The sequence below is a fragment of the Rhodospirillaceae bacterium genome (assembly GCA_002746255.1).
In the GTDB taxonomy this organism is placed as follows: Bacteria; Pseudomonadota; Alphaproteobacteria.
Genome location: NVWO01000014.1, coordinates 1 through 24,932, shown reverse-complemented (window position 1 = coordinate 24,932; position 24,932 = coordinate 1). Strand labels below are relative to the sequence as shown.

The following is a 24,932-nucleotide window of genomic DNA, read 5'->3' as shown; positions in this document are numbered from 1 at the left end:
GGGACCGGCCCGCGTGGCGGGCATGGCCTTGTTGAGGGGAACATCGGATGGCGGCCTGGAAATGGCGAGGCTTCGCGGTCGGACGGATTGCCGGGGCGATGGAGAGACATTGGGGGGCCTTTTTTCTGAAACTGGCCATTTCCACCCTTCTGATCGTCTTTCTTGCCGTCACCTATGATGTGGGCGAAGCCCTTCGCCGTCTTGGTGCGATTGATCCGCCATGGTTTTTTGCGAGCCTGCTGCTTCTTTGCCTCGGCATTTTTCTGGCGGCGCTTCGTTGGCGGTCAATTCTTGACGGCATTGGGATTGCGCTTTCTTTTCAGAGGGTCCTGCGCATCGTTTTTATTGGCCTGATCTTCAATCAGGCGCTGCCGTCTTCGATTGGCGGCGATGCCATGCGTGCGTGGCAAATTCATCGCGTGATCGCTTCGGTGGGGCTTGCGTTTCGCAGCGTCGTTCTCGACCGTCTTGCCGGTCTTGCCGGCCTGGTTCTGCTGGTTGTGGCGGCTATTTTTCTTCTTCCCCGGCTTGCGGTAAAGAGTGCCGCCCCTGTTTCCGCGATGGGGGACGCCATGATGGGCGTGGCCATCGTCGCGATGGCCGGTTTTGCCCTAATCCTGCTGTTCGACCGGTTGCCCCTGGCGTTTCTTGGTGCGCGCGCTCAGAAAACCCTGGTCCGGATTGCCATGGAAGGGCGACAGCTGTTGCTGACATCCTGGCGGGCACCCTACGTGCTTGGTCTGTCCTGCCTGATCCATGTTTTTTCCGCCCTTTCCGTTTTTTGTCTTGCCCAGGGAATGGGGATCGCTCTTGGCGTCGTGGAATGTCTGGTGCTGGTTCCGCCGGTCATTTTGTTGATGGTTCTGCCGATTTCCCTTGCCGGATGGGGGGTGCGCGAGGGTGCGATGATCGCGGCCTTTGGCCTTGTCGGCGTGCCGGCTGGCGAGGCCCTTGTCTTGTCGATTGCCTTTGGGCTTAGCGTGCTGCTCTCCAGCCTGCCGGGAGGGGCGGTCTGGTTTCTTACGCGAAGCACACAAAAAATACGGCGGGAGGCCGTGGAAGAATGATGCCGGAACCCGTCACGCCAATGCTGGAACGTGAAGCCGGCTCCACGCGCAAACAGAAAATCCGCGCGCTTTTCGATGGCCTTGCCGGGGAGCGGGACAAATGGCTTGCGCGCAATGCGTTCTTTCACGAGGACGACCGCAACTATATGCGCTTCCTCATTCCCGAAGGGTTGCGCGTTCTTGAGCTTGGCTGTGGAACGGGCAGCGTGCTTCACGCCTTGCACCCGTCCCGGGGGGTGGGGGTCGATTTCAGTGGGCCGGCGATCGATTTGGCGCGTTCTGAACATCCGGACCTTGAATTTGTGGTCGGCGACATTGAAGACCCAGCCACCCTTGAAAAACTTGGCGGGCCTTTCGATGTCATCGTTCTTTCCGATACGGTCGGCTATCTTGAGGATTGCCAGGCGCTGCTTGCCTCGCTTCACACGCTTTGCGTGCCAGAGACGCGCCTTGTCATTTCCTATTATTCGCCCCTTTGGGAACCGGTCCTGTGGCTTGCCGAACGGTTTGGGGCCAAGATGCCGCAACCGCCGCTGAACTGGATTACGTCGGATGATTTTTCCGGCCTTCTGGATTTGGCTGGTTTTGAGGTTATCAAGCGGGAATGGCGGCAATTGCTTCCGAAACGTTTTTTTGGTCTTGGAAGGCTGGTCAACCGCTTTTTGGGCACGCTTCCTGTTTTTCGCCGGCTTTCACTCCGCACATATATTGTTGCAAGGGCGCAACGGCGCAGGGTGTCGGCCCAACTTTCAGCGACCGTGCTTGTGCCTTGCCGGAATGAGCGCGGCAACATCGAAAATGCGGTTCTCCGGACGCCGCGTTTTTGCGAGGATCTGGAAATTCTGTTTGTTGAGGGGAACAGCACGGATGGAACTTTTGAAGAATGCGAGCGCGTAAAAGCGGCCTATCCGGATTTTAAAATCCGTGTTCTTCGTCAGGACGGCAAGGGAAAAGGCGACGCCGTTCGCAAGGGATTTGCGGAAGCGGGCGGGGACGTGTTGATGATCCTGGATGCCGATTTAACGATGCCTCCGGAATCGCTGCCGAAGTTTTATGAGGCAATCGCCAGCGGTCAGGGCGAGTTTATCAACGGCACTCGAATGGTCTATCCGCTGGAAAAAGATTCGATGCGCTTTTTGAACTATTGGGCGAACCGGGTTTTTTCCTGGCTTTTTTCCTGGCTTTTAAATCAAAGATTCACGGACACGCTTTGCGGGACGAAGGTGCTTCGCCGGGACGCTTACGCGCGCATTGCTGCCAACCGTGCCTATTTTGGCGATTTCGATCCCTTTGGCGATTTTGATCTGATTTTCGGCGCGGCGAAATTAAATTTGAAAATCGTCGAAGTACCGGTCCGCTATGCCAGTCGCAGTTATGGCACGACGCAAATCTCCCGCTTTCGTCATGGCTGGTTGCTGTTGCAGATGGTGGTTTTTGCGTACCGTAAGCTTAAGGCGTTTTAGTTTTGATGGATACGCGTCTTGCTGCACACCGCCGGCAATGGGAAGAGAAAGCCGTTCTTCGGGATATCTATACCGATCTTTATCGCCGGATGGCGTCGCGGCTGGTGCCGGGGCGCAGCCTTGAAGTCGGCGGCGGTTCAGGGAATCTGAAGGCGTATGCGCCCGAGGTGGTTGCGACGGATCTTTTGGAAGTTCCCTGGCTTGACGCGGTTGCCGACGCCCAGACGTTGCCTTTTGCCGAAGAAAGTTTCGACAACATCGTTCTGTTTGACGTTCTTCATCACCTTCCCCGGCCGCGGGCTTTTTTTGGGGAGGCCATCCGTGTGTTACGGAAAGGCGGAAGGCTGGTCATGGTGGAACCGGCGATGACGCCCGTGAGCACGCTTTTTTATCGCTTCTTTCACCCGGAGCCGGTTGTGATGGGCGTCGACCCCCTGGCCGATCAGGACATGGGCTCCGCGGGCCCCGCGCGCGACGCGTTTGATGCCAATCAGGCGGTGCCGACCCTTCTGTTTCGCAGGCACCGGACGGCGTTTCAGCAGGCCTTTCCGCAATTAAAAATTTGCGAAACGGCTTTTTTAAGCCTTTTCACCTATCCTCTTTCCGGCGGCTTTCGTCCCTGGAGTCTGATCCCCGCCGGTGCAACACACGGCCTGCTTCGTCTTGAAGATCGCCTGCTGCCGCTTCTTGGGCCGTTGATGGCCTTTCGGATGCTTGTTGTGCTGGAGCGTGCGTGATGCAAATCGATAAAGCCTCCACGCAGGACGCTGCCGGCCGCGTGCTTTCCCAAGGCAGCGTTGACGGCTTTTGGATTTTTCTCGTCTTTGGCCTTCTTTTCTTTTTCCCGCTCAGTGTTGGGTTGGTTGGTTCCAAAATCAATCTTTCTCTCTACGACGTGCTGCTGCCGCTGATTTTTTTCTTCGAGCTTGTTCGCGGGCGAATCTGGTGGCCGGGCCGAAAAATCGTTCTTCTCTTTCTTTTGCCGATCCTTGCCATCGGCCTTCATTCGGTTTTGACGGGGGTTTTTCTGGACGGCGTTCATCTGACGCCATTGCTGATCGGCACGCTTCGCCAGGTGGCGTTCTTCGCCGACATCGGCATGCTTGTCCTTCTGTTTCAACTTCCCGAACGTCGCTGCCCTTCCTCAGGCGTTCTTCTGGCCCTTCTTTTTATGGCGGGGGCCTACGCGCTCACGATGCGCAACATGGAGGGGCATTATGCCGATTGGGCCATCCATGAAACAATTTACGCGGTCATTGTTACGGGCCTGCTGCTGCTCTTTCTTTTTTTGCAAAGCAGGGAAGAAAAACCGGCGAATTTTTTGAAGCCGGTGGCGGCCATCGTCTGGGCGCTTGTCGTCATTATTCTTCTTTATACGAAGTTTTTTATTCTGATCGTTTTTCTAGTGGCCGTGCTTTTTTTCTTTTCGGAATCGCTAAAATTTAAAGAAAGAAGGCTCAGGCGGATGCTGCTTCTCATTGGTTTCTCCGCCGCGTTGACCGCCCTTTTTGTCGCCGCTCTCATCCAGATAAATCTGGGGACTCCCTTTGTTGCAATATACAGCCACCTTGATGGGAGCCTCTGGCATTCCATCGACACCCGCATCCGGCTCTGGTCGTTTGGGTGGCAGCTTGTCGTTGAAAGCTTTCCATGGGGAACGGGCTTAAATCAATTTGGCAGCCATATCGCGGAAAATTCCAGTCTGCAGGCGCTGCGCCTGGCGAACGTTCATAACACGCCGCTGCACCTGTTGATGGAACTTGGCGCGCTCGGCGTCGGCATCTTCGGTGTGGTGCTTGCGTTTATCGTTCTTGGCGGAAAAAAACTGAACGCTTCCTGGAAGGCAAGCCTCTGTCTTTGTATCCTGATGCCGATGTTGCTTCATGACGCGCTTGGCTTTCGTGCGGCCCATGTCGTTTTGGCATTTTTTCTTGCCGGGACGTTTTTTAGCTCTGCCCCGACGCCTTTTAAAGCTGCCCCGGCGGTTTTTCAGGCCGGCGCGGCGGTCAGGGCGCGTGAGTCGCTTCGATGATTGCGCGCGGCATTGCGGCGGCCGTTTTCGGCGGCCTTGTTGCGCGTGGCGTCACGGTGCTGATCCCGGTGATGGTGGCACACACCTACACGCTGGGCGTTGCGACGGACGCCTTTTTTCTGGCCGCTGCGGGCATTCTTTTCTGGGGAACGACGATGGGGCTTCTTCTGGAAGCCTCCATCGTCTCTAGAATTCTCAAATGCGCTGCGGCGGAACGCTGGGCGCTTGTTTTTCATTCCGGGGTTCTACTTTCCGGGTTTACGCTGCTTCTTGGGGCTGTGTTGGTGGCGAGTCTGTGGGCCTTCCCATGGGGTGAAGAAAATGTGGCGCTTGTTGCCCGGACGCGCCTTCTTTTCGTCGAGCTTTCGCCCCTCCTGATACTCAGCATATGGATCAGCCTTTTTTCCGGATGGCTGAATGCCGATCGCCGTTTCGCCACCGTTGCCGCCTCGCCAGCCCTGCTGGGCATCTTTGTTTTGGGTGCGATGTGGTTGCTGCATGACCGTTTTGGGGTTCATGCGCTCGCCATCGGCTACCTGCTGGGGGAGCTTGCAAGGCTTGCCTTTCTTGGGGCCAGCCTTCTGCGCCGCCACCCGCTTGCGGGCTTTTCCTGGCGGGGAACACCGGCGGCGCCCTATTTTAGGAACATCGGCCTGCAATGGGGCGGCCTTGCCTTGATGAACGGCAATCCGCTGGTCGACCGGGTGATGGCGGGAGGGCTCACAGAAGGTTCGGTCAGCACGTTTGAGTTGATCGAGCGTATTTACCTTATTCCGGTCGGCGTTCTTGGCTGGGCGGTGCTGTCCGTGATGACGACGGCGTGGTCGTTGGCGCAAGGCGAGGTGGCACGCCAATGGCAAAGCATTCGTCGTTCGGTCGGTGTTGCACTTCTAGGCGGCGCGGCGATTGCGCTCTTTCTGGGGCTTGTGCACCAGCCACTGCTTGTCTGGCTTTACGCCTCACCGGGTGTGGAAACATGGTCGCAGGAAGGCGAACGCGCCTTTCTCTTTCTTGTCTGGGGGCTTCCGTTTCAGCTTGCAACCCTGATGCTGTGGCGTGCCGCAATGTTGAATGCACAGCTGAATGCACGCATGGGATGGCACATTCTTGCGATTGGCGGTTTCGCTTTTGCTCTCAACGCCCTTGGTGATTTTATCCTGCGCGACATCTGGGGGCTTGCCGGCATTGCCGTCGTGACAGGATTTACATTTCTCTGTACGTTCCTATTGCTGTTTCGTTCGGTTCGACCCTCTTGAGGATTGCCGCTTTGCCATACGCCCCACAACGCTGTTTTCTTGCAAAGCCCGGACCGTCGATCAAGGAATGGTCGGCGGCTTCGCAATTGCTTTCCCTTCCGTCTGATCGAAAAGTGCTCCGCTGCGGGGACGTTGCCTGGTTGGATCCCATGCCGAGCTTTGAGGAATGCAAGGCGCTCTATTCGGAGGCCTATTACACATGCCGGGATGCGGCCTGCCCGTTCAGCTGCATTGAAGGGCGGCAGCTCGAATATTTCGGGCACCGGGTCCGGCGGATTGCAAAGCGCTTGGGGCGCAAGCCGGAAAGCCTTCTTGATATTGGTGCGGCCAGCGGCTTTTTCGTTCGCGCGGCGCGGGATCAGGGGATTGCCGCCGAAGGCGTCGAGATTTCCAGCTGGGCCTGTGAAGAGGCACGGCGCACCCATGGCATCGAAATTTTCGAGGGCGACCTCCTTCGTGACGACTTGCCGTTGCGGTCCCATTACGACGTGGTTGTCATGAACCATGTGTTGGAGCATTTGTTGGATCCGCTTGCCTATCTGGACGCCATTCGCACGCTTTTGGCCCCGGATGGTTTGCTGGTAATCGAAATTCCCCAGCAATTCATCAACCCGATTGATCTTATTTATCGCGCGGCAGGCCACCATCGTCCCTATAATCTGGCGTCCCTCCATCATCCTTATTTTTACACTGCGTCAAGCGCTTTGCGCCTGATGGAAATGGGCGGGTTCCGGGCCGAGAGTCTGTCCACCTGGCTGCCTGAGCAGGTGTTTCACCTGCCCAACCCGGCGATTACGCTGCCGTTGCAGGGCCTGCTTTGGTTGTCGGATCGTGTCGCCAGGCGCGGCCATATTATTGAAATTTTCGCCACGCCGGAAATGGCTTAACGCGACCTCAAACCGGGTTTCCGGAAATCAGCGGCCAAGCAGATCGCGATAGAGCGTCATTGTCTGTTCGACGATCACGCGTTCGGAAAAAAATTCCGCGACGAAAAGACGGCCCTGTTTTCCCATGGATGCGCGCAAATCCGCGTCCCCTGCCAGACGTGCCATTGCCGCTGCCAGGGCCTGGGCATTTCCGGGCGGGACAAGTAGGCCGGTTTTTTCCGGCTGCACGACGCTCCGGCAACCGGGAACGTCCGTTGTGACAATGGCGCGCGCGCAGGCAGCGGCTTCAAGCAGGGATTTCGGCAGGCCTTCCCCCCCACAAGAAGGGAGAATGGCGAAATGAGCCTCCTGCCAGACGCGCCGAACGTCGCGTTCGAACCCACGCCACTCGGCAATACCCTCGGCCGTCCAGGCCTCCAATTGGGTCTGGGAAATGGAGCTTGGGTTTTCCGGATCGGGAAGGCCGAAAAGAAGAATGCGGAGCGTCATGCCCTGGCGCCGCAGGCATCGCGCCGCTTCGATCAGGTCGAGGACGCCCTTGTCGATCAGCATGCGGGAAACTATAGCGACGGTGACCGGTGTGCCGGATGGTTCCGACAGCGCCTGGAAGTGGTCCATGTCGACGCCGGACCCGGCAATCACAAGGCTTCGCCCATCTTCAAGATGCGCCACCCTTTTCAGGGTTCTTTGGTCATCCGGATTTTGCAGGATCACCCGGCCGGGCACGCGGTTTAGCAAAAAACGTAGGGCAAAACTGGCAAAGGGACGCAGCGCGCGCGCGCGCCATGTTGGTGAGGTGAAGATAAAGCCCAGGCCCGCAAGGGCATTCACAACGGCAGGAATCCGTAGCAGCCAGGCGACGAAGGAACCGTAAAGAACCGGCTTGATGGCCACGTGATGGACAAGGTCGGGCCGTTCCTGCCGATAAAGACGGAACAGCGCGATCAAACAGCGCGCCTCGTTCAGGGGGTTGAGGCTGCCCCTTCGAAATGCAAGCGGGATGAGGCAAAACCCTTCCTTTCGGATCGCCGCACCATGATCCGTCACATTGGTTGCGACGGCTACCTCCATGCCGGCATCGCGTGCCGCCCGTGCGACGGGAAGGCGGTGGGAACAGAAATACCAGTCCTCTGTTACCAGAAAGAGAATCTTTGCTTTTCGAGGGCGGGGCATATGTTACCTTCGCTGCGTTCTTGGACGGTACAAAAAACGGTCAGGTGCCGTCTGGCACTGTGGCGCAATTTTTTTCAATGAGTATCCCGCCGCACTCCCCCAAAAACCTGCAGGAACATGGGCCAAAACCTAGCAAAGCACGGTTGGATAGAATGAAGAGAAAATTGCTCATCGTTACCGGTGATCTGGATGTTGGCGGTACGGCACGCCATCTTACCCGAGTCCTTCCTCACCTCAATCGCGATATCTTTCAAATTACCGTTTACACGCTGACCCACAAGGGCGTGCTGGCGCCCATGCTGGAACAGGCGGGCATTCTTGTTGTTGAGCCCTGGGGGGGGGGCGGATCCGCCGCCTGTTGCCAAAGGGGTTGCGTCTGGTGGTCCTTCTTCCCCTGACGATATTTCGTTTAATGACGCTGTTGCGCCGCTTTCGACCGGATGTCGTGCATTTTTTCCTTCCTATGGCTTATTTGATCGGCGGGGCCTGTGCCATCCTGACGCAAACCCGTTGTCGGGTGATGAGCCGGCGTAGCCTTGCCGCCTATCAGAAAAGCCACCCGTTCCTTGCGCGGGTGGAGAGATGGTTGCACGCGCGCATGTGCGCCGTGCTTGGCAATTCAAAGGCGGTGCTGGAAGAACTTCGCAGGGAAGGTGTCCAGGAAGAAAAGCTCGGTCTTATTTACAATGGCATCGAGAATGCCGGCCCTGCCTCTGGGGCGGAAAAAGCCTCTCGGGGGGAGCTGCTTCCGGCTCACAATGTTGACGACGAGACGCTTGTTTTTATCCTTGTCGCCAATCTGATTTATTACAAGGGCCACGCAAATCTGTTGCGCGCTTTTGGGCAAATCCGCGCGTCTTTGCCGAAAAAATGGGTGCTGCTTTGCGTTGGTCGCGATGACGGCATTGGGGCCGCGCTGATGGAAACTGCTCGCGAAAACCGGATCTTTTCAAACGTGCGCTGGTTGGGGCCACGTTCGGATACGGCACTGCTTTTAGCCTCTGCCGATATCGGGTTGCTTTGCTCGGACGAAGAAGGCTTTTCGAACGCTATCCTTGAAGGCATGGCAGCGGGCCTGCCGATGGTCGTCACGGACGTTGGTGGCAATACCGAGGCGGTCGCGGATGGCGAGACCGGTTTCGTGGTGCCGCCCCAGGACCCGGTGCGCCTTGGCGAGGCTATTCTGACGCTTGTGAAAGATCCGGAGCTTTGCCGGCGGATGGGGGATGCCGGTCGGGAAAGGATGGCGAAGAAATTTTCCGCTGCGGCCTGTGTGCAGAGCTATGAGAGGCTTTATGCCGGGTTGATCGCGGGCGAGAAAAAAGCCATCGGTGATCTGCTCCAGCGCGAAGAGAATTAGGATGTGTGGATTGAAGCGACAGGGTGTCTTCTGGCGGGGCGACAGGGGTCGTTGAATGTGTGGGATTGCGGGTTTCGTCGATCTTTCCCGTGCGACGCCCCCCGATCGGCTGGTGGCGACGGTCCGGCGTATGGCGCGCACCCTTCGCCATCGCGGCCCCGACGACGACGGCGCCTGGATTGAGGCCGCCGCCGGTGTTGCCATTGCCCACCGCCGACTTTCAATCCTCGACCTCTCGCCTTCTGGCCATCAACCAATGGAATCCCGGGATGGCCGTTATGTGCTTTCCTATAACGGCGAAGTCTATAATTTTGAAAAATTGCGCGCCGAGCTGGCGCAAAAAGGCATTGGCTTTCGTGGGCATTGCGATTCCGAAATCCTCATTGAGGCGATTGCGGCCTGGGGGCTTGCCGCCACCCTTGAACGCCTTGTAGGCATGTTTGCTTTCGCACTCTGGGATCGCAGGGAGCGCACGCTAACCCTTGTGCGCGACCGGCTGGGCATCAAGCCGCTTTATTGGGCGCATCAGGGCAATCTTTTTCTCTTCGCATCCGAACTGAAAGCTTTGCGTGCCCATCCTGATTTCCGTGCGGATGTGAACCGCAACGCGCTCACGTCCTTTTTGCGCCACAATTATATCCCGGCCCCGCACAGCATTTACCGCGATAGTTTTAAGCTGGAGCCGGGAAAGATGCTGACGCTTCGCTTTAACGGAACGCCGGAGATTTCCACCTGGTGGAATTTGCGGGAAATTGCCGGAGACGCGGTCGCATCGCGATCGGAAATGGACGCGGGGCACGCGACCGAAGAACTCGATGTGCTGCTTCGTGATGCGGTGAAGCAACGGATGGTTGCGGATGTTCCTCTCGGCGCATTTCTTTCCGGCGGCATCGATTCCTCGACAATCGCAGCGTTGATGCAGGCGCAAAGCCGTCGCCCGGTGCGCACATTTACGATTGGTTTTCATGAGAAGGCTTATAACGAAGCTGGTGATGCAAAAAAAGTTGCGGCACATCTTGGGACCGAACATACAGAACTTTACGCGACGCCGAGGGACGCCCTGGAGGTTATTCCAAAACTTCCACAGATTTATGACGAACCCTTTTCCGATTCCTCGCAGATCCCGACCTTCCTTGTTTCAGAGCTGACCCGGCAGCATGTGACGGTTGCCCTTTCCGGCGATGGCGGTGACGAGCTTTTTGCAGGCTACAACCGGTATTTCTGGGCGGAAGCGCTTTGGCGCAAGCTGGAGTTCCTGCCCTTGCCGCTCCGCCATGGCGCGGCGGCGATGCTTCGTGCGGTTTCACCGGCGGACTGGAGCCGTCTGTTTGGCGTGTTGCCGTCTCGTCTGCGTCCGCGCCAGGCTGGGGACAAGCTGCACAAGCTTGCGGATTTGCTAGCCCTTTCGAATTGCGATGCCCTTTACCGGCGGCTGCTGACCCATTGGGAAAACCCGGCGTCCATCCTGCGTGAGGGGACCGAGCCGACGGGCATTTTATGGGACGAAAATCTGGCGGGGGAATTCCCGGATTTCATGGAGCGGATGCAATTTCTTGATACCGTTACCTACCTTCCAGACGACATTCTGACGAAGGTGGACCGGGCAAGCATGGCGGTTGGGTTGGAGGTGCGCGTTCCCATTCTTGACCATCGCGTGGTTGAATTCGCCTGGCGTTTGCCGCGAAATATGAAATTACGGCATGGTCAGGGGAAGTGGCTGTTGCGCCAAGTGCTTGGCCGCTACGTTCCCGGCGAACTCATCGACCGGCCAAAGATGGGGTTTGGCGTTCCGATTGATTCCTGGCTTCGTGGTCCCTTGCGGGACTGGGGCGAGGCCTTGCTGGAAGAGGGCCGTCTGCGGGATGAGGGGTTCTTTGACCCGGAGCCCATTTTGGAAAAATGGCGGGAACATCAGCAGGGGAAGCGAAACTGGCAGTATCCTCTTTGGGACGTGCTCATGTTTCAGGCCTGGCTCGATCACACGCGCGCCTCATAACGTGGAAGGAAGGCCTATGCCTGAAAAGACGCTTTATCTTCTGCGCCATGGGGAGTCGGATTTGACAGGTGGCCCCCGTGCGGATTTTGATCGCTGCCTGAACAAATGCGGGCAACGCGATGCGCAGAAGATGGGGGCGCATCTGGCGAAAAAAGGCATGCGGCCGGCCTTGGTGCTTTGTTCGACGGCGCGCCGTGCCGTCGAAACCTGGGAGCAGCTTCGCGTGGGCCTTGGCCCGGACGTGCCGGTCCATTTTCTAAAGACGCTTTACCTTGCGTCGCCAAGCCAGATTCTAGCCTGTCTCCGCCGTCTTCCGGCCAATGTCGATTCGGCGTTGGTCATCGGACACAATCCCGGCTTCACGCATCTTGTGCGCAAGCTTGTGATGGATGGAACGCCAAAGGCATTGAAACGTTTAAGCCGGGGGCATCCGGCGGCGGGCCTTGCCGTGATTGGCCTTTCCGGCGCCGATTGGCAGGACGCCGATGCCGGCCTTGGGACTCTCTCGGCATTTGTGTGGCCCCAGGACCTTTCGTAAGGCGCGCCATCCATTTATGCCCTTGTCCCGGAGTGTTTGTGGGTGCAGCAAAAAATAGGCTAGCCTCGCTATTCGGAGATTATTTTAGAAGGAGCGTTCAAAATGGGAAGCAATGCAACAAAGGGCATGGCCCTTATCGTCCTTGGCGTGCTCGTGAACAATTTAAGCTATTTGTACGATGTCATTCTCGACAAGCATGAGGGGTGGATCTTCCTTGGGGGGAAGGCACAGAGCGGCGTTGCGGTTGGTGTGCTGGCCGTCGTGATCGGCCTTTTCCTGATTTGGCGGGGGTCGAAGACACCCGATTAGAAAAAAGAAAATGGCCCGGAATGACTTCGGTGCGCGGCCTGAAGGCGGGCACGGCTATTCTGAAGGCGAGAGGCCGTATCCCTCCAGGCATTGGATGCGTGCCCGGTTAAAAAATTGGCGCGCTTTTACACCTAGATTCCGGTCGCGACCCTTCGATGCGGCTTTTTCCCGTTTTACGAAGCGGCCGCGCTCTTTTTGCGCGTAGGACTTGCAGTACGCGATGATCTCGTCGCGCTGGTCCTGTTCGGACGGGGATGTTTCCGTCGTCTGGCATGCCGCGAGCAGAAAAATTGGGAACAGCATTCCGCAAAGAATTTTGGAAAACTGTTTTTTTAGGGCCATTTTTTTCTGCAGCATCTTTTTTACACCGTCTTTTTTGCGCCGTCTTTTTTGCGCTAAGGCTGTTCTTGGCAGCTCTCAAGATCAGGGCGATTAGGATGCTGATCGGCGCGGCTGTCAAGCCGTTCGCGACCAAAGAAAATGGTGCGCCCGGCGGGATTCGAACCCACGACCCCCAGATTAGGAATCTGGTGCTCTATCCTGCTGAGCTACGGGCGCTTGGTTGGCCATAACGGTCCTCAGGCACGCGCAGCGCGCAGAGCCGTCTTACCAGTGCTTGAGAAAGCGGTCGATTGGCAGGGCATAGAAAAGCATGACGGATTCTTCGCCCGGATTGCGGGTGCCAATGGACGCGTTTGAGAGGTGAAAAAGCCCGGCGCTAAGCCTGGAGCGATCGTCGAAGCGGTAGGCCAGTTCAACACCTGAGCGAAATTCCAAGGCGCTGCCCAGGTCCCTGCCGCTGCCTTCTTCAAAGATGCCGATTGCGGTGCTGGGGCTTAAAACCCAGCGACGACCCAGAAACACATCGACCCGAAAGCCCGCATAGCCGTACACCGCGCCGTCCGTCGTTACGAAGATGCCGCCATGGGGCTTGAAGATCCACAGCCGTAAATTCGAGCGATATTCGAAATGCAACTGCCCCGCCGTTTTGTCGTCCAGTGCATCAAAGGCACCCAGGCCGATGGCAAGGAAGGCCGGTTCGTTATCGACGGCCTTAAAGATCTGGGCCTGGCTTTCGCGGGGGCCAAGAAAGACAAGGCCAAGCAATGCGAGGCCCCAGCTAAAGCCAGAGCCAAAGCTGCGAAGACGGGGGGCGCGAAGACGGGTGCGTAATGGCATAGAATTTCCAGCCCAAAGAAGACGAATTTTTCTGGATTGTTTCGGGAATGAGCCGGATACGCAAGCCTTTTGCGCTGGTTTTTCAACCCCTTCCTGCAAAGGCCTCCGTCGCCTGCACAAGGGCGGCCTGAATGCCGGGTTCGAAGGCGGTGTGACCGGCGTCTTCCACCACCCGGTAGGTTGCCTTCGGCCAGCGTCTCGCCAGCGTGTCGGCCGTGTGGGCCGGGCAAATAAGGTCATAGCGGCCCTGGACGATCGTCGCCGGCAGGTGGGCGATGCGGTCCAGATGATCGAGCAGCGTGTTTTCCTTCAGGAACATGTTGTGGGCCATGTAGTGGGCTTCGATCCGGGCGATGGCGAGCTGGGCCTGGGTTGTTTCCCGCCGCCGTGGTGCGGGCGATGGCAGCAGGCTGACGCAGGCGCGCTCATACGCGTTCCAGGCGGCGGCGGCCGGAAAATGGACTGCCGGGTCTGGATGCTTCAGCCGACGGAGATAGGACTTCAGGCGCGTCCCGCGTTCCTTCTCGGGCAGGAATTCATGAAAAGCGCGTCCCGCTTCGGGGCAAAAATTTTCCATGCCGTGAAGGAACCAGTCAATTTCCCTCGCCCGGCCAAGGAAGATGCCGCGCAGGATGAAGCCAAGGACGCGTTGGGGATGCGCCTGGCCATAGGCAAGCGCCAGCGTGCTTCCCCATGAGCCACCGAAAAGCAGCCAGCGTTCGATTCCCAAATATCGGCGTAATTTTTCGATGTCGCGGACAAGATGGCGGGTCGTGTTTGCCAGAAGTGATGTTTTTGGAGTCGATCTGCCGGCGCCGCGCTGGTCGAAAAGGACAATCTGGTAGTGGCTGGGACGAAAGAAGCGACGACTGGCCGGTGAAATGCCCGATCCTGGGCCACCGTGTAGAAAAAGAACGGGAATCCCGTTCGCCTGGCCGGCGGTTTCCCAATACATGCGATGCCCGTGGTCCAGAGGCAGCATCCCCGTTTTCCGGGGCTCAATTTCTGGGAAGAGGCGTTTTCGCAGCATCGCTCTTTCAGCCTTTGAATCTTATGGATCGAGCGGAAAGCGTATCGCAACGCGGCGCGCGGCACAAAGCCGTTGGCTTGCTATACTCATCAAAATGAGGCTGCGCGCGCGCTTTCTTTTTCTACTTTTTTTTCTTCCCATGCCCGTCCTTGCCGCTGCGGAAAGGGTGGTGGAATGGGGCGTTGTCCGCGACGTCGTGGATGGGGATACGGTGATCCTGGAAAATGGGGAGGCCGTCCGGCTGGTGGGTATTCAGGCACCAACGCTTTCCCTCGGGCGGTCGGGCGTTGCCAGCCAGCCACTGGCGGACGCAGCGAGGGAAGCGCTGGCCGATTTCGCCCTTGGCAGAAAAATTCAGCTGCGTTTTTTTGGGCGCCAACGTGACCGGCACGGCCGGCTGTTGGCGCATCTCTTCGTAAACGGTCAAGACCGGGGCGGCCAAGACCGGGGCGGCCAAGACCAGGGCGGGCAAGACCAAAGCGATGGCGAATGGTTGCAGGGAAAAATGCTGTCACGCGGTCTTGCGCGCGTTTACAGTTTTACCGACAATCGGGCGCGGATTGCCTTGATGCTGGCGCTGGAGCGTAAGGCGCGCGCGGAAAAGCGCGGCATCTGGGCACATCCTTTTTACCGAGTGCTTGACGTGGGCGGGGCTGCCGATCGCTTGAACCGTTTTGCACTTGTCACGGGCAGGGTCCGAAAGGCCCTTGTCGTGAAAGGTCGCGGTTATTTGAATTTTGGAGATGACTGGCGCAAGGATTTCACCATCGCCATCTCACCGAAGGCACGTCGCGTTTTCGAGCGGGAAGGCGCTGACATCAGCGCTTATGCCGGCAAGCGCGTTCGCGTGCGCGGCTGGATCAAACGCTTTAACGGTCCGATGATCGAAGCCACGCATCCCGAACAGATCGAAATTCTAGAAGAATAGACCTTATCCCTGGTCAGCAGGGTCGGGCGGTGGTGGCGTCGGTTGGTCGGCCTGTAATTGGCCCTCGATTTTTTGCACCGCTTTTTCGTCGTCGAGATTTTCGACGGCAGCGACTTCCCGGCACAGACGTTCGAAGGCAAGTTCGTAGATCTGCCGCTCGCTGTAGGACTGATCCGGCTGGCCGGCATTCCGGTGCAGATCCCGCACAACCTCGGCGATCAAAATCGGGTTGCCGGAATTGATCTTCAACTCATATTCCTGCGCCCGACGGCTCCACATCGTGCGACGTATTCTCGCTCTTCCGCGTAGAATTTTCAGCGCGCCGCGCATTTTTTCGCGACTGGAGAGCTTGCGAAGACCAGAGGCTTCCGCTTTTTCAAGGGGCACCCGCAGCGTCATTTTTTCTTTCGGAAAATGAATGACGAAGACCTGTAATTCCTGACCAACGACCGTCTGCTTTTCGATGGCCGTGATTTTACCGACACCGTGGGTGGGATAGACGGCGTAGTCCCCCTTGCCATAGGGCGCAGGCTTTAGTTTGGGCGCAGGCTTTGACGCCGGTTTTGGTTTGGGCTCGATTTTTGGTTTGGGCGTGGCTTTCGGTGCTGCTTTTGGCGCAGCTTTTGTTTTTTGTTTCGACACGGGTTTTGTTTTTACCTTTGCTTTTGTTTTTGGCGCGAGCTTCGGCTTCACCTTGGCTTTGGGCTTAGCCTTCGGCTTCGGTTTTGGCTTAGCCTTTGGCTTGGCTTTCGGCTTGGCTTTCGGCTTCGGTTTCGGTTTCGGTTTTGGCTTAGCCTTCGGCTTGGCTTTCGGCTTCACCTTAGCCTTCGGCTTCACCTTAGCCTTCGGCTTGGCTTTCGGCCTGGGCTTGGATTTTGGCGCTGCTTTTGCTTTGGGCTTCGTTTTGGGCTTCGTTTTCTTGGGCATCGGCGTCAATTTCCCCCAATCCTGGCCATCACGGGAACCCTTTGCGGGCGGGCAAACCGCTGCCCCGCAGCCAGGACCGCCAAGCTGCCAGCCGGGATGTGCAGCACATGAAGCGCCACGGGATATCACAAAAACCGACAAAAGGACAGGATATGTGCCGCTTTTCAGATTTTATCTGGAAAATCAAGCGGTTGCTTGGGTGGTTCCGGCAGGATGAGTCTTTAGTCGCCTTCGCCTGGTTTGGTGCTGAAATGCGTCTCGAATTTATTTTTGACATCCTTCCAGTCATCGGCGTCGGCAGGCTGATCTTTTTTCTTCGTGATATTCGGCCAGATTTTTGAATATTCCGTATTCAATTCCAGCCACTTGTCGGCATCCCCTTCGCTGTCGGGGATAATTGCTTCAACCGGGCATTCCGGCTCGCACACACCGCAATCGATGCATTCGTCCGGATGGATGATGAGCATGTTTTCCCCTTCGTAGAAGCAGTCAACCGGACAGACCTCGACACAGTCCGTGTATTTGCACTTGATGCAGGCTTCCGTGACGACGTAAGGCATTACGCTCTCCTTCCGGCCATTTTTCTTCCAGCTATTTTTCTTCCAGCCACGGGGTTTTTAGGTCCGTCGACATTCGATGGCTTTACCTTGGGTTTTTGCTTTCGTCAATAGCGAGGCGGCTTAGGACGCGCTTTCGCGCCTGACCCCTTTCTCGATCGGATACGTAAATAAGGCCACCTATTCGGCGGAGTAAATTTGCCTCGAAGTCGTCGATGCGGCCATCCGCGTAGGCGACCTCCCATAGCATCTCAATCAGCTCGACGCGTTCTTCGTGCGGCATGGCGTCCTTGACGGTTTTTGTGAAGCGGTGAAGGTTGTTTGGATCTTCCGCCCAGATCTGCGCCTGTTCGCATAGGGTCTGCGCCGCCATTTCACTTAAATCAAAGCGTGCGCGAAGCAGTTTCAGGATTTGTCTCCGTTCCCGGTCGTCAAAATGGCCGTCAAACAGGGCCGCTTCAATCAGAAGGGCCGCCACCGCCATTTGCACCGGGGCGTCGTCCTCGACCGCATCCATCGGGGTGGTGGTGGGCTTAAAAAGCTTTCGGATATGTTTCAGCATTGCGTCTCTTTGTTCCTTTTCAGATTATTCGCGCAGATTATTCGCGCAGATCATTCGCCACGGGCAATGCCTTCGCGTCGGGGGTCGGCCCCGCCGGCAAACCCGTTTTCCTGGCGGGCGATCCCGTGAAGGCCGCTTGTCAGTTTGCGGGAAAGGACGATGTGTCCAAGCTTTTCCAGGTCGTGCACGGTGGCGTCAAGGGCCGTTTTGGCTTCAAGTTCCGTCTTGCCATTGCGGTTCACAAAATTCGGCAGCGCGATGGCTTCCTGGATGTCCATCTTCCAGTCAAGGGTGGCGACAAGGGTCTTGAGGACAAAGCCGATGATGTACGGCCCGCCGGGCGACCCGATCGCCATGCGAAAGCGCCCGTCCGGATCGAACACCAGGGTTGGCGTCATTGAGCTTCGCGGACGTTTGCCGGGGGCGACACGGTTGGCGACGGGCATGTTGTCCTGCACCGGCAGGAAGGCGAAATCCGTCAGTTCATTGTTCAGCAAAAAGCCGTGGACCATTAACCGCGAGCCAAAGGGCCCTTCGATGCTGGCGGTCAGGGCAAGTGCGTTGCCCTCGCCATCGACGACGCTTAGATGTGTTGTGGAAAGTGATTCCGGATGCGCCGGGGATGGTTTTTCCGGCGGCGTGCCGGAAATAATTCCCGGTTGGGCGATCCCCATGCTTTTCGTTCTTGAAATTAGGCGGGCGCGCTTTTTGAGATAGGCCGGGTTCAGCAACGCGTCGATGGGTTGCGGTACAAAATCCGGGTCGGCGAGATAGCGGTTGCGGTCGGCAAAGGCAAGCCGGCTGGCTTCGGTGATGAGGTGGATGGTCTGGGTGGTGCCGGGCCGATATGCGCCAAGGTCGAAATTTTCCAAGATGCCTAGAATTTGCAACAGCGTGACCCCGCCCGAGCTTGGCGGCCCCATCGTACAAATGCGTGCGCCGCGATACGAGCGGCAGATGGCGGCGCGTTTGAGCGGGCGATAGGCGGCGATATCTTCCGGTGTCATGGCGCCGGGATTGCGGCTTGCGGTGGCGACCGTTTTCGCGATGGCTTTCGCAATCGGCCCTTCATAGAAGCCGTCGGCACCGTCTTCGGCAATGCGGCGAAGCGTATGCGCAAGGGCCGGGTTGCGCAAAACCGTGCCGGCGGGTTTTGGTGTGCCGTCCGGGTTCAGGAAATAGGCCTTCGTCGCGGCGAAGGCATCAAGGTCCTTCGTGTTGGCGATCATGCGGGCCAGCCGCTTTGAAATTTCGAAGCCTTCTTCGGCATGACGGATGGCGGGTGCGAACAGGCGTTTCCAGGGAAGGTTTCCATGGGCCTTGTGGGCCATCTCCAACATGCGTAACAGGCCGGGAACGCCGACGGAATGGCCGCCGACAACCGCTTTGTGAAAGGGGCGTGGGCGACCTTCTGCATCGAGGAAAAGCGTTTCATCCACGCCGGCGGGCGCGGTTTCCCGACCATCAAAACTTTCAACCCGGCCGGTTTTTTTTGCGTAATGGACGAGGAAGCCGCCACCGCCAATGCCAGAGGACTGGGGTTCGACAAGGGTCAGCACAAGCTCGGTGGCAATCGCGGCGTCGATGGCGCTGCCGCCTTCTCGGAGAATTTCCAGGCCCGCCTGGACGGCGAGCGGGTGGGCGGCTGCCACCATATGGGGGGACGTCGTGGCGTTTTCGGCTGCAGATGCGGGCAGGAGTGCGGAAAAGAAAAGAAAAACGGTCATGGCGAGGCACGTGCGTGCGTGCGCAAGCCACGGATTGCGGGCGGGTTTCCGAGATTTTGTGAAAATTCGAGCGGGACGGGTCATCGCATGTTTTTCATATCAGGTTTTGTCCGGGTGGTTTCTGGTTGCCGGGCGTATGGGCCGGGCGGCTTCGCGGTTTTCCTTAAGGCCTCCCTTCGATAAGATGCCACAACGCACCCCATGGCGGGGTTTTTTGAACAGCCAATTTTTTGAACAGCCAAGGGCAGGCTCCATGTTTGCAACCTTTTTTACGTTGACCGCGCTTGTTCTGCTGACGGTTTTTGTGCATTACGAGGTCTTGCGGCTGGCATCAATTGCTTTGCCCCGGCTCGCGATTCCGCCGCGAACGCGGATGCTCTTCGTGATGATTGCCGCATTCTTTGCGCACACGATTGAGGTGTGGCTCTATGCGCTGGCCTATTACATCTTTGTCGATCATTTCGCCCTTGGGAGTTTTGAAGGGCTGCCGGTTACAACCTTTATGGACTATCTTTATTTTTCGACCGGCACGTACACATCGTTGGGTATGGGCGACATCTATCCGGCCGGTGGCCTGCGCCTGATTGCCGCCGTTGAATCGTTGAACGGCCTGGTGCTGATCGGTTGGTCGGCGTCGTTCACCTATCTGTCGATGCAGGAATTCTGGCCGATGCACATGGCGCCGCGGCGCGAAACGAAGCAGTAAGACGGACTGGCCTTGAGGGAGGCCGTTCAGAGAGGCGAAAAATGCCCAAGGCAACAAAGGCAACAAAGGCAACAAAGGCAATCACCATCCCGGCGCTTCGCGCGCGCAAGGGCCATGCGCCGATTGTGTGCCTGACCGCGTATACGACGCCTATGGCAAAGTGGCTGGACGCGCATGTTGACCTGCTGCTTGTGGGCGATTCTCTCGGCATGGTTCTTTATGGGATGGAAAGCACGCTTGGCGTGACGGTCGACATGATGATCGCGCACGGACAGGCGGTCATGCGTGGGGCGTCGCGTGCCTGCGTAATCATTGACCTGCCTTTCGGCAGCTATCAGGAATCGCCACAGGCCGCCTACCGCATTTCGGCGCGCGTCCTTAAGGAAACGGGCGCCGCCGGGGTCAAGCTGGAAGGCGGGGAGGCGATGGCGGAAACCGTTTCCTTTCTGACCCAGCGCGGCATTCCCGTCATGGGGCATGTCGGCATGATGCCGCAATCCGTGCGTGCTTATGGCGGGTTCGGCGCGCGCGGCAAAACGAAAGCCGAGGCAAAGCAGATTCTGGCTGACGGCAGGGCCATTGCGGCGGCGGGGGCCTTTGCCGTTGTCGTCGAAGGCACCCTTGCACCCATTGCGGCGGAATTAACGGAATTGCTTGATGTCCCGACAATTGGCATCGGCGCTTCGGTTGCTTGCGACGGGCAAATTCTTGTGTCGGAAGATATCTTCGGCCTGTTCTCCGACTTCACCCCAAGTTTTGTAAAACGCTACGCGACTCTTGGCGAGACGATTGAAAAGGCGGCTGCGCGATACGCAAGGGATGTCAAAAAACGACGTTTCCCCGAAGCCAGCCATTGCTTTGGCATGAAGAAGCGGAAGCCTTAAGCCGCGACCGCCGCCGCGCAACCTTGAGACACGTTGCTTTGAGACACGTCATGGATTTTTCATGAACCGCATGCACCACGCAAAAACAGGAGATGAGACAGGCTGCGTGCGGACGGTCGCTGATTTGCGGCATGTGGTCACATCCTGGCGCGCGGCCGGTGAAACGGTCGGCCTTGTGCCGACGATGGGCGCCCTGCATGCAGGGCATCTTGCCCTTGTCCGTGCGTCCAGGGAAAAGATGGACCGCACGCTGGTAACGATCCTTGTGAATCCTTTGCAATTTGGGCCGGACGAAGACCTTGCCGCCTACCCCCGGAACGAAGCGGCGGATTTGGAGAAACTTGCGGCGGTCGGGGCCGACCTTCTCTATGCGCCAGCCATTGAGGAAATTTATCCGCAAGGCTTTGCAACGGAGGTTCGCGTAACAGGCCTCAGCGACATGCTTTGCGGCGTGTTGCGACCGGTGCATTTTGCTGGTGTTGCGACCGTGGTGACGAAGCTTTTTCTTCAGGTGCTACCGGATGCGGCGTTCTTCGGTGAAAAGGATTACCAGCAATTGCTGGTTGTGCGGCGGCTTGCGCGCGATCTTGATCTTCCGGTGCGTATCGAAAGCGTTGCGACCATGCGCGAGGCGGACGGGCTTGCGATGTCATCGCGCAACGCCTACCTCACGGCGCAAGAGCGCGCGATCGCGCCAAAACTTTTTGACGCCCTTGGACAGATGGCCGTTTTCCTGAGGCAAGGCCGCGCAATTGCGGAAACCCTTGCCTGGGGCCGGTCCGAACTTCGTCATGCCGGTTTTGGGGAGATCGACTATCTTGAAATTCGCGACTCGGAAAACCTAGCCCCTGTTGCAACGGCATATATCGCGACGGCGGATCAACCGGCGCGCATCTTCGCTGCTGTCTATCTAGGGAAAACGCGGCTGATCGATAATCTTGCCGTCGCAGACTAGTCCGACGCGGGCGAACCCATTATGGGCGAACCCGGGTTTTCCCATGGAAATGCGATCCATACATTCTGGGGGACCTTTTCGGCGCAATGATCGATGAAAGGCGCGCCATCGGGTTTTGCGTAAATGGTGACGAAACAGGCCTCGGGCAAAAGGGCGCGAACGATCTCGGCAGTTTTCCCTGTGTCCACGATGTCATCGACGACAAGGCAGCCATCGCCCGAACTCTCGCAAGCCTTCAGGACGCGGGGTGTTTCCTGGCGTTGGCCGTCATAACTGGCAATGGCGATGGTTTCGATGCGACGAATGTCAAGTTCGGCCGCAAGGATCGCTGCCGGCACCATACCGCCCCGGGTGATGGCGACGATCATGTGCCAGGGGCCGTCGCCCCGGATGGCTTGGGCCAGGTCCTGCGCCGCCTGGTGGATTTCCTGCCAGCTTGGTGAGCGTGTTTCGGTTTTTGGCGCGTTCATGCACACGAATTTTCAGTTTTAAGCGATGTTCAGTTTCCATCGACAGGGTAGCCAAGAAAAACCGGTCCGTCATTTCTGACGGGCCGGTTTTTTCATTGGAGCGGTGCGATCAGGGTGCGCGGCGAAATCAGCGCACGTAGATATGCACCTCGTTCGATTCGGCCGCTGCGCTTTGGGTGGCCTTCAGGTTCAGGCGCTCCGCCGGCAGGCCCATGTCCCGTAACGCACGCAGGACGCCTTCCGTGCTTTTCTTTGAGGCGTTTGTATTGCGTGCGGCATCCGCCGTGTTGCCTTTTGTCGAGGCCACGGCGACGAGATCAAAAATCGCATTCGGACGGCGGTCCAGGGCGTTGCGCACGGCGGTATATAAGGCCTGGGAGTATTCGACGTTCGGGCGATCAAAGCGGATGACGATGAGGGGTCGCCGTCCCAGAACCGGCGCCGGGGTGGCAAGGGCGACCTGGCCGGCGTTCCCCGAAAATTGGGCGTGGATCGGCGGCGAGGAAAAGGCCCGGTTCGAAAGGCTGGGCCCATAAAGCTCGCCATTTTTGACCGAGACGGAGAGAATTGTCAGATTGCGGCGCTCGGTGCCGAGGTAGGTGGTCTGGCGGCTGATGTCCTCGCTCAACTCGTTTAAAAGCCGGTCAACCATCACAACCGAACGATTTACTTCGTCCTCAAGGATGGCAAGCTGCCGGTGATCCTCGTCGATGGCGCCGGAAAGGCTGTAGGCCGCTCGGGCGGATTCGAGAATATAGGCCGACATCGCCGAATCGCCGGCCACTTGATTGGCAAGGCTGTTCAGGCTGGCGACGTCTTTGCCGACGTTGTTGAGATGTTGCTGCGCCGTCTGCCACTGGCTGATCAGGATTGGGTTGCCCGGTGTCGTGCCGACCTGCAGGCGGGCCTGAATAGCGGCGATAATGCCGTGATATTGCTGGGCGTTGCTGACCGTCGTGCTGCGGATCTGTTGCAGCACGCCGTTGCGTTGGGAAAGCTGCGTGCGCAGGGTTGCCAGCTCGTTACGGATCTGGACGACCTTCTGGCCTACATAGGTGCCAGTGGCCGCGCCGGACGTAACGGCGGTCGGCTCGAAACTGGTTGTGCCAAGAATGGGCGGCGCGCCGCGACCCGGTGCCGGCGCACGTGCCGGTGGTGCCGTGGTGCCTAGAACACGCACAGGGGCCGTGCTGTTCGTCTGTCCCGCTTCGTACGGCTCGATAATGATCCGGTCTGTCGACGGTTCCGACGTGGAGGCGATCAAGGTGCCGCCTTCGGCGGGTTCATCGCCGGTAAGGGATGGCCAAAGTTCTTCCCCGAAAGAGGCACAGCCTCCGAGAAGAATTACCGCTCCAAGCGCGGCGACGTGTCGCTTTGAAAAGGTCATGAAATGTTTCTCAAATACCGCTCAGCTAAAATGACTTCCAAGGCCTATTTACCCAGCCTCTCGGAGGACCAAGCATTATTATGGAAGGCACCGTATCTGCCAACCCTTTAATTTTCCTATGGATAACGCGCGTTCCCCGGCCGCGCTGTGACCCATGCGTGGGTTCTTTGCGAGCTTGTGCGTCCATGCGCCCCAGCTTGCCATTCGCCTGGGCTTTGGGTAGGTTCCGCTTTCTACTGTGACCGTTTTGGGCGCCCGTAGCTCAGCTGGATAGAGCACCAGACTACGAATCTGGGGGTCGGGAGTTCGAATCTCTCCGGGCGCACCAGACGTCTTCCCAGGCTTTTACAAGGTTTTTCCAGGCCTTTCTTGTCTTCGCCCGTCGTTGCCTTGCAGCGCCGTGGTGGCTACATGGCGGTGTAACCGCCATCGACGACGAATTCGGCGCCGTTCACATAAGAGGCGTCGTCCGACGCCAGGAACAGGGTGGCATTGGCCACTTCTTCCGGTCTGCCGGTGCGTCCCAGGATGGTTGGGCCGATCACCGCAAGCTTCATTTCCGGGCTTTCCGTGATATCGGACGTCATCGGGGTTTCGATGTAGCCCGGATGGACGGAATTCACACGGATGTTGTGGGGGGCATATTCGGCGGCGACCGATTTTGTCAGGATTCGCACGGCACCCTTCGACGCCTGATAGGCCGCTGCAACGCCGCCCGGCGCGCCGATCAGCCCATAGATCGACGAAATGTTGATAATGGAGCCGCCGCCGGCTTTCTGCATGGCGGGCAGGACATGCTTACAGCCCAGGAAGACGCCTTTCACGTTAATGTTCAGGACAAGGTCCAGTTCCTCGACGCTTGTATCCTGACAGCCTTTCAAAAGCAGGATGCCGGCATTGTTGACGAGCACGTCAACCTGGCCGAATTCGCCGATGGCTTTGTCGACGACAGCCTTCCACTCGTTTTCCTTGGTGACGTCCTGTTTCAGAAAGATGGCTTCGCCGCCTGCCTGCTTGATCGCTTCGACAACGGCTTTGCCTTCAACTTCCTTGATGTCCGTTACGACGACTTTTGCGCCTTCTCTTGCGAAAAGCAGGCTCGTCGCCTTGCCCATGCCCAATGCGCCGCCGGTAACAATCGCGACCTTTCCTTCGATGCGTCCCACGTGTGTTCCCTCCCCTGAAGGTTGTGCGTGCGTTTTACTGAACGTGCGGGTAAGCGTCGGGCGGGACCCACAGGGAGTCAAGGGGCAACCGCCACGGCTTTCGGAAATCGGCAGTAGAATGCTGCATTCCGGGTGTTATGCTTGGGGCAATTCTGCTCGTAAAAAACGACAGAAAGGAAAGAGCATGGGACGCGTTTCGGGAAAAATTGCCCTTGTCACGGGCGGTGCGCTTGGCATTGGCAGGGCAATCAGCCAATTGCTTGCGAAAGAAGGTGCAAAAGTCGTCGTAACGGACATCAAGGAAGTTGAAGGCAAAGCCGTTGTCGAAGCGATCAAGCAGGCAGGCGGCGAAGCCATCTTTCTGAAACAGGAC

The 24,932-nt window shown here is 57.9% G+C and carries 28 protein-coding genes and 2 tRNA genes; 17 read left to right on the top strand and 13 right to left on the bottom strand.

The window, feature by feature from the left end:
• Positions 1–47 precede the first annotated feature (47 nt).
• The 6 genes from COA65_08030 to COA65_08005 are packed head-to-tail and all read left to right on the top strand — an operon-like array spanning position 48 to position 6,705.
• On the top strand, positions 48–1,067 hold the full coding sequence (locus COA65_08030) for a hypothetical protein (protein PCJ58376.1): 1,020 nt from the start codon (positions 48–50) through the stop codon (positions 1,065–1,067).
• Positions 1,067–2,530, top strand: coding sequence for a glycosyl transferase (locus COA65_08025; protein PCJ58397.1), 1,464 nt, complete (start codon positions 1,067–1,069; stop codon positions 2,528–2,530). Before COA65_08030 ends, COA65_08025 begins: the two co-directional genes overlap by 1 nt.
• Before the next feature lie 5 nt (positions 2,531–2,535).
• A complete protein-coding gene (locus COA65_08020) occupies positions 2,536–3,267 on the top strand; it encodes an SAM-dependent methyltransferase (GenBank protein PCJ58375.1) in 732 nt (243 codons plus the stop codon).
• On the top strand, positions 3,267–4,562 hold the full coding sequence (locus COA65_08015; GenBank protein ID PCJ58374.1) for a hypothetical protein: 1,296 nt from the start codon (positions 3,267–3,269) through the stop codon (positions 4,560–4,562). Before COA65_08020 ends, COA65_08015 begins: the two co-directional genes overlap by 1 nt.
• A complete protein-coding gene (locus COA65_08010; protein ID PCJ58373.1) occupies positions 4,559–5,818 on the top strand; it encodes a hypothetical protein in 1,260 nt (419 codons plus the stop codon). The genes COA65_08015 and COA65_08010 overlap by 4 nt, the downstream gene beginning before the upstream one ends.
• The gene (locus COA65_08005) at positions 5,815–6,705 is read left to right on the top strand and encodes a hypothetical protein (protein PCJ58372.1); all 891 of its coding nucleotides are present in this window, start codon (positions 5,815–5,817) and stop codon (positions 6,703–6,705) included. Before COA65_08010 ends, COA65_08005 begins: the two co-directional genes overlap by 4 nt.
• Before the next feature lie 27 nt (positions 6,706–6,732).
• Here the strand turns inward: COA65_08005 and COA65_08000 are convergent, their stop codons facing one another.
• Entirely contained in the window at positions 6,733–7,878 is a 1,146-nt protein-coding gene (locus tag COA65_08000; GenBank protein ID PCJ58371.1) for a glycosyltransferase family 1 protein, read from the bottom strand.
• Between the two features lie 74 nt (positions 7,879–7,952).
• On the bottom strand, positions 7,953–8,132 hold the full coding sequence (locus COA65_07995; GenBank protein ID PCJ58370.1) for a hypothetical protein: 180 nt from the start codon (positions 8,130–8,132) through the stop codon (positions 7,953–7,955).
• Positions 8,133–8,236: 104 nt separating this feature from the next.
• On the opposite strand from COA65_07995, the gene COA65_07990 reads away from it, so the two are divergent.
• The 4 genes from COA65_07990 (at position 8,237) to COA65_07975 (ending at position 12,081) form a co-directional block, all read left to right on the top strand.
• Complete coding sequence (locus COA65_07990) at positions 8,237–9,238, top strand: glycosyl transferase group 1 family protein (protein PCJ58369.1); 1,002 nt, start codon at positions 8,237–8,239, stop codon at positions 9,236–9,238.
• A gap of 55 nt (positions 9,239–9,293) precedes the next feature.
• The gene (gene asnB / locus COA65_07985; GenBank protein PCJ58368.1) at positions 9,294–11,234 is read left to right on the top strand and encodes an asparagine synthase (glutamine-hydrolyzing); all 1,941 of its coding nucleotides are present in this window, start codon (positions 9,294–9,296) and stop codon (positions 11,232–11,234) included.
• Position 11,235: 1 nt separating this feature from the next.
• Complete coding sequence (locus COA65_07980; protein PCJ58367.1) at positions 11,236–11,772, top strand: histidine phosphatase family protein; 537 nt, start codon at positions 11,236–11,238, stop codon at positions 11,770–11,772.
• A 102-nt stretch (positions 11,773–11,874) separates the two neighbouring features.
• A complete protein-coding gene (locus COA65_07975; GenBank protein ID PCJ58366.1) occupies positions 11,875–12,081 on the top strand; it encodes a hypothetical protein in 207 nt (68 codons plus the stop codon).
• A gap of 54 nt (positions 12,082–12,135) precedes the next feature.
• Here COA65_07975 and COA65_07970 read toward each other — a convergent pair whose 3' ends face one another.
• The 4 genes from COA65_07970 to pip form a co-directional block, all read right to left on the bottom strand.
• On the bottom strand, positions 12,136–12,438 hold the full coding sequence (locus tag COA65_07970; GenBank protein PCJ58365.1) for a hypothetical protein: 303 nt from the start codon (positions 12,436–12,438) through the stop codon (positions 12,136–12,138).
• Between the two features lie 124 nt (positions 12,439–12,562).
• A tRNA-Arg gene (locus COA65_07965) sits at positions 12,563–12,639 on the bottom strand.
• 48 nt (positions 12,640–12,687) lie between these two features.
• Positions 12,688–13,260: a deacylase gene (locus COA65_07960; protein PCJ58396.1), complete on the bottom strand. Its 573-nt coding sequence runs from the start codon at positions 13,258–13,260 to the stop codon at positions 12,688–12,690.
• Between the two features lie 82 nt (positions 13,261–13,342).
• Complete coding sequence (gene pip / locus COA65_07955) at positions 13,343–14,290, bottom strand: prolyl aminopeptidase (GenBank protein ID PCJ58364.1); 948 nt, start codon at positions 14,288–14,290, stop codon at positions 13,343–13,345.
• A 94-nt stretch (positions 14,291–14,384) separates the two neighbouring features.
• Here pip and COA65_07950 point away from each other — a divergent pair, with 94 nt between their 5' ends.
• The gene (locus COA65_07950; GenBank protein ID PCJ58363.1) at positions 14,385–15,218 is read left to right on the top strand and encodes a nuclease (SNase); all 834 of its coding nucleotides are present in this window, start codon (positions 14,385–14,387) and stop codon (positions 15,216–15,218) included.
• Positions 15,219–15,221: 3 nt separating this feature from the next.
• Here COA65_07950 and COA65_07945 read toward each other — a convergent pair whose 3' ends face one another.
• Positions 15,222–15,911 carry a CarD family transcriptional regulator gene (locus COA65_07945; protein PCJ58362.1) on the bottom strand — a complete coding sequence of 230 codons (690 nt, stop codon included), beginning with the start codon at positions 15,909–15,911 and terminating at the stop codon, positions 15,222–15,224.
• Position 15,912: 1 nt separating this feature from the next.
• Here COA65_07945 and COA65_07940 point away from each other — a divergent pair, with 1 nt between their 5' ends.
• Positions 15,913–16,362 (top strand): hypothetical protein, encoded by a 450-nt coding sequence (locus COA65_07940; protein ID PCJ58361.1) that lies wholly within the window; start codon positions 15,913–15,915, stop codon positions 16,360–16,362.
• Between the two features lie 4 nt (positions 16,363–16,366).
• On the opposite strand, the gene COA65_07935 is transcribed toward COA65_07940, so the two are convergent.
• The 3 genes from COA65_07935 to ggt form a co-directional block, all read right to left on the bottom strand.
• On the bottom strand, positions 16,367–16,705 hold the full coding sequence (locus COA65_07935; GenBank protein PCJ58360.1) for a ferredoxin: 339 nt from the start codon (positions 16,703–16,705) through the stop codon (positions 16,367–16,369).
• Between the two features lie 82 nt (positions 16,706–16,787).
• Positions 16,788–17,264: a hypothetical protein gene (locus COA65_07930; GenBank protein PCJ58359.1), complete on the bottom strand. Its 477-nt coding sequence runs from the start codon at positions 17,262–17,264 to the stop codon at positions 16,788–16,790.
• Positions 17,265–17,314: 50 nt separating this feature from the next.
• Positions 17,315–18,991 carry a gamma-glutamyltransferase gene (gene ggt / locus COA65_07925; GenBank protein ID PCJ58358.1) on the bottom strand — a complete coding sequence of 559 codons (1,677 nt, stop codon included), beginning with the start codon at positions 18,989–18,991 and terminating at the stop codon, positions 17,315–17,317.
• On the opposite strand from ggt, the gene COA65_07920 reads away from it, so the two are divergent.
• The 3 genes from COA65_07920 to COA65_07910 all read left to right on the top strand — a co-directional run bounded on the left by COA65_07920 (position 18,849) and on the right by COA65_07910 (position 21,536).
• Complete coding sequence (locus tag COA65_07920; GenBank protein PCJ58395.1) at positions 18,849–19,697, top strand: hypothetical protein; 849 nt, start codon at positions 18,849–18,851, stop codon at positions 19,695–19,697. The genes ggt and COA65_07920 overlap by 143 nt on opposite strands.
• 41 nt (positions 19,698–19,738) lie before the next feature.
• Complete coding sequence (gene panB, locus COA65_07915) at positions 19,739–20,581, top strand: 3-methyl-2-oxobutanoate hydroxymethyltransferase (GenBank protein PCJ58357.1); 843 nt, start codon at positions 19,739–19,741, stop codon at positions 20,579–20,581.
• Positions 20,582–20,651: 70 nt separating this feature from the next.
• Positions 20,652–21,536, top strand: coding sequence for a pantoate--beta-alanine ligase (locus tag COA65_07910; GenBank protein PCJ58394.1), 885 nt, complete (start codon positions 20,652–20,654; stop codon positions 21,534–21,536).
• On the opposite strand, the gene COA65_07905 is transcribed toward COA65_07910, so the two are convergent.
• Together COA65_07905 and COA65_07900 are read right to left on the bottom strand one after the other, a co-directional pair.
• The gene (locus tag COA65_07905; protein ID PCJ58356.1) at positions 21,533–22,006 is read right to left on the bottom strand and encodes a xanthine phosphoribosyltransferase; all 474 of its coding nucleotides are present in this window, start codon (positions 22,004–22,006) and stop codon (positions 21,533–21,535) included. The two genes, COA65_07910 and COA65_07905, sit on opposite strands and share 4 nt — an antisense overlap.
• A gap of 127 nt (positions 22,007–22,133) precedes the next feature.
• On the bottom strand, positions 22,134–23,393 hold the full coding sequence (locus COA65_07900; protein ID PCJ58355.1) for a hypothetical protein: 1,260 nt from the start codon (positions 23,391–23,393) through the stop codon (positions 22,134–22,136).
• Between the two features lie 251 nt (positions 23,394–23,644).
• Between COA65_07900 and COA65_07895 the strand changes: the two genes are divergently transcribed.
• Positions 23,645–23,721 (top strand) — tRNA-Arg (locus tag COA65_07895).
• Between the two features lie 79 nt (positions 23,722–23,800).
• On the opposite strand, the gene COA65_07890 is transcribed toward COA65_07895, so the two are convergent.
• Complete coding sequence (locus tag COA65_07890; protein ID PCJ58354.1) at positions 23,801–24,559, bottom strand: cyclopentanol dehydrogenase; 759 nt, start codon at positions 24,557–24,559, stop codon at positions 23,801–23,803.
• A 184-nt stretch (positions 24,560–24,743) separates the two neighbouring features.
• Here COA65_07890 and COA65_07885 point away from each other — a divergent pair.
• Positions 24,744–24,932 (top strand): 3-beta hydroxysteroid dehydrogenase (locus COA65_07885; protein ID PCJ58353.1); only part of this gene is annotated, 189 nt, incomplete at its 3' end.

Bases quoted from the DNA above. Each gene is read 5' to 3' on its own strand.
- COA65_07935 (PCJ58360.1), bottom strand. From the start codon at position 16,705: ATGCCTTACGTCGTCACGGAAGCCTGCATCAAGTGCAAATACACGGAC.
- COA65_07970 (PCJ58365.1), bottom strand. From the start codon at position 12,438: ATGCTGCAGAAAAAAATGGCCCTAAAAAAACAGTTTTCCAAAATTCTT.
- COA65_07920 (PCJ58395.1), top strand. From the start codon at position 18,849: ATGGCGCTGCCGCCTTCTCGGAGAATTTCCAGGCCCGCCTGGACGGCG.
- COA65_08030 (PCJ58376.1), top strand. From the start codon at position 48: ATGGCGGCCTGGAAATGGCGAGGCTTCGCGGTCGGACGGATTGCCGGG.
- COA65_07960 (PCJ58396.1), bottom strand. From the start codon at position 13,260: ATGCCATTACGCACCCGTCTTCGCGCCCCCCGTCTTCGCAGCTTTGGC.
- COA65_08000 (PCJ58371.1), bottom strand. From the start codon at position 7,878: ATGCCCCGCCCTCGAAAAGCAAAGATTCTCTTTCTGGTAACAGAGGAC.
- pip (PCJ58364.1), bottom strand. From the start codon at position 14,290: ATGCTGCGAAAACGCCTCTTCCCAGAAATTGAGCCCCGGAAAACGGGG.
- panB (PCJ58357.1), top strand. From the start codon at position 19,739: ATGCCCAAGGCAACAAAGGCAACAAAGGCAACAAAGGCAATCACCATC.
- COA65_08020 (PCJ58375.1), top strand. From the start codon at position 2,536: ATGGATACGCGTCTTGCTGCACACCGCCGGCAATGGGAAGAGAAAGCC.
- COA65_08015 (PCJ58374.1), top strand. From the start codon at position 3,267: ATGCAAATCGATAAAGCCTCCACGCAGGACGCTGCCGGCCGCGTGCTT.
- COA65_08025 (PCJ58397.1), top strand. From the start codon at position 1,067: ATGCCGGAACCCGTCACGCCAATGCTGGAACGTGAAGCCGGCTCCACG.
- asnB (PCJ58368.1), top strand. From the start codon at position 9,294: ATGTGTGGGATTGCGGGTTTCGTCGATCTTTCCCGTGCGACGCCCCCC.
- COA65_07950 (PCJ58363.1), top strand. From the start codon at position 14,385: ATGAGGCTGCGCGCGCGCTTTCTTTTTCTACTTTTTTTTCTTCCCATG.
- COA65_07905 (PCJ58356.1), bottom strand. From the start codon at position 22,006: ATGAACGCGCCAAAAACCGAAACACGCTCACCAAGCTGGCAGGAAATC.
- COA65_08010 (PCJ58373.1), top strand. From the start codon at position 4,559: ATGATTGCGCGCGGCATTGCGGCGGCCGTTTTCGGCGGCCTTGTTGCG.
- COA65_07910 (PCJ58394.1), top strand. From the start codon at position 20,652: ATGCACCACGCAAAAACAGGAGATGAGACAGGCTGCGTGCGGACGGTC.
- COA65_07930 (PCJ58359.1), bottom strand. From the start codon at position 17,264: ATGCTGAAACATATCCGAAAGCTTTTTAAGCCCACCACCACCCCGATG.
- COA65_07900 (PCJ58355.1), bottom strand. From the start codon at position 23,393: ATGACCTTTTCAAAGCGACACGTCGCCGCGCTTGGAGCGGTAATTCTT.
- ggt (PCJ58358.1), bottom strand. From the start codon at position 18,991: ATGACCGTTTTTCTTTTCTTTTCCGCACTCCTGCCCGCATCTGCAGCC.
- COA65_07975 (PCJ58366.1), top strand. From the start codon at position 11,875: ATGGGAAGCAATGCAACAAAGGGCATGGCCCTTATCGTCCTTGGCGTG.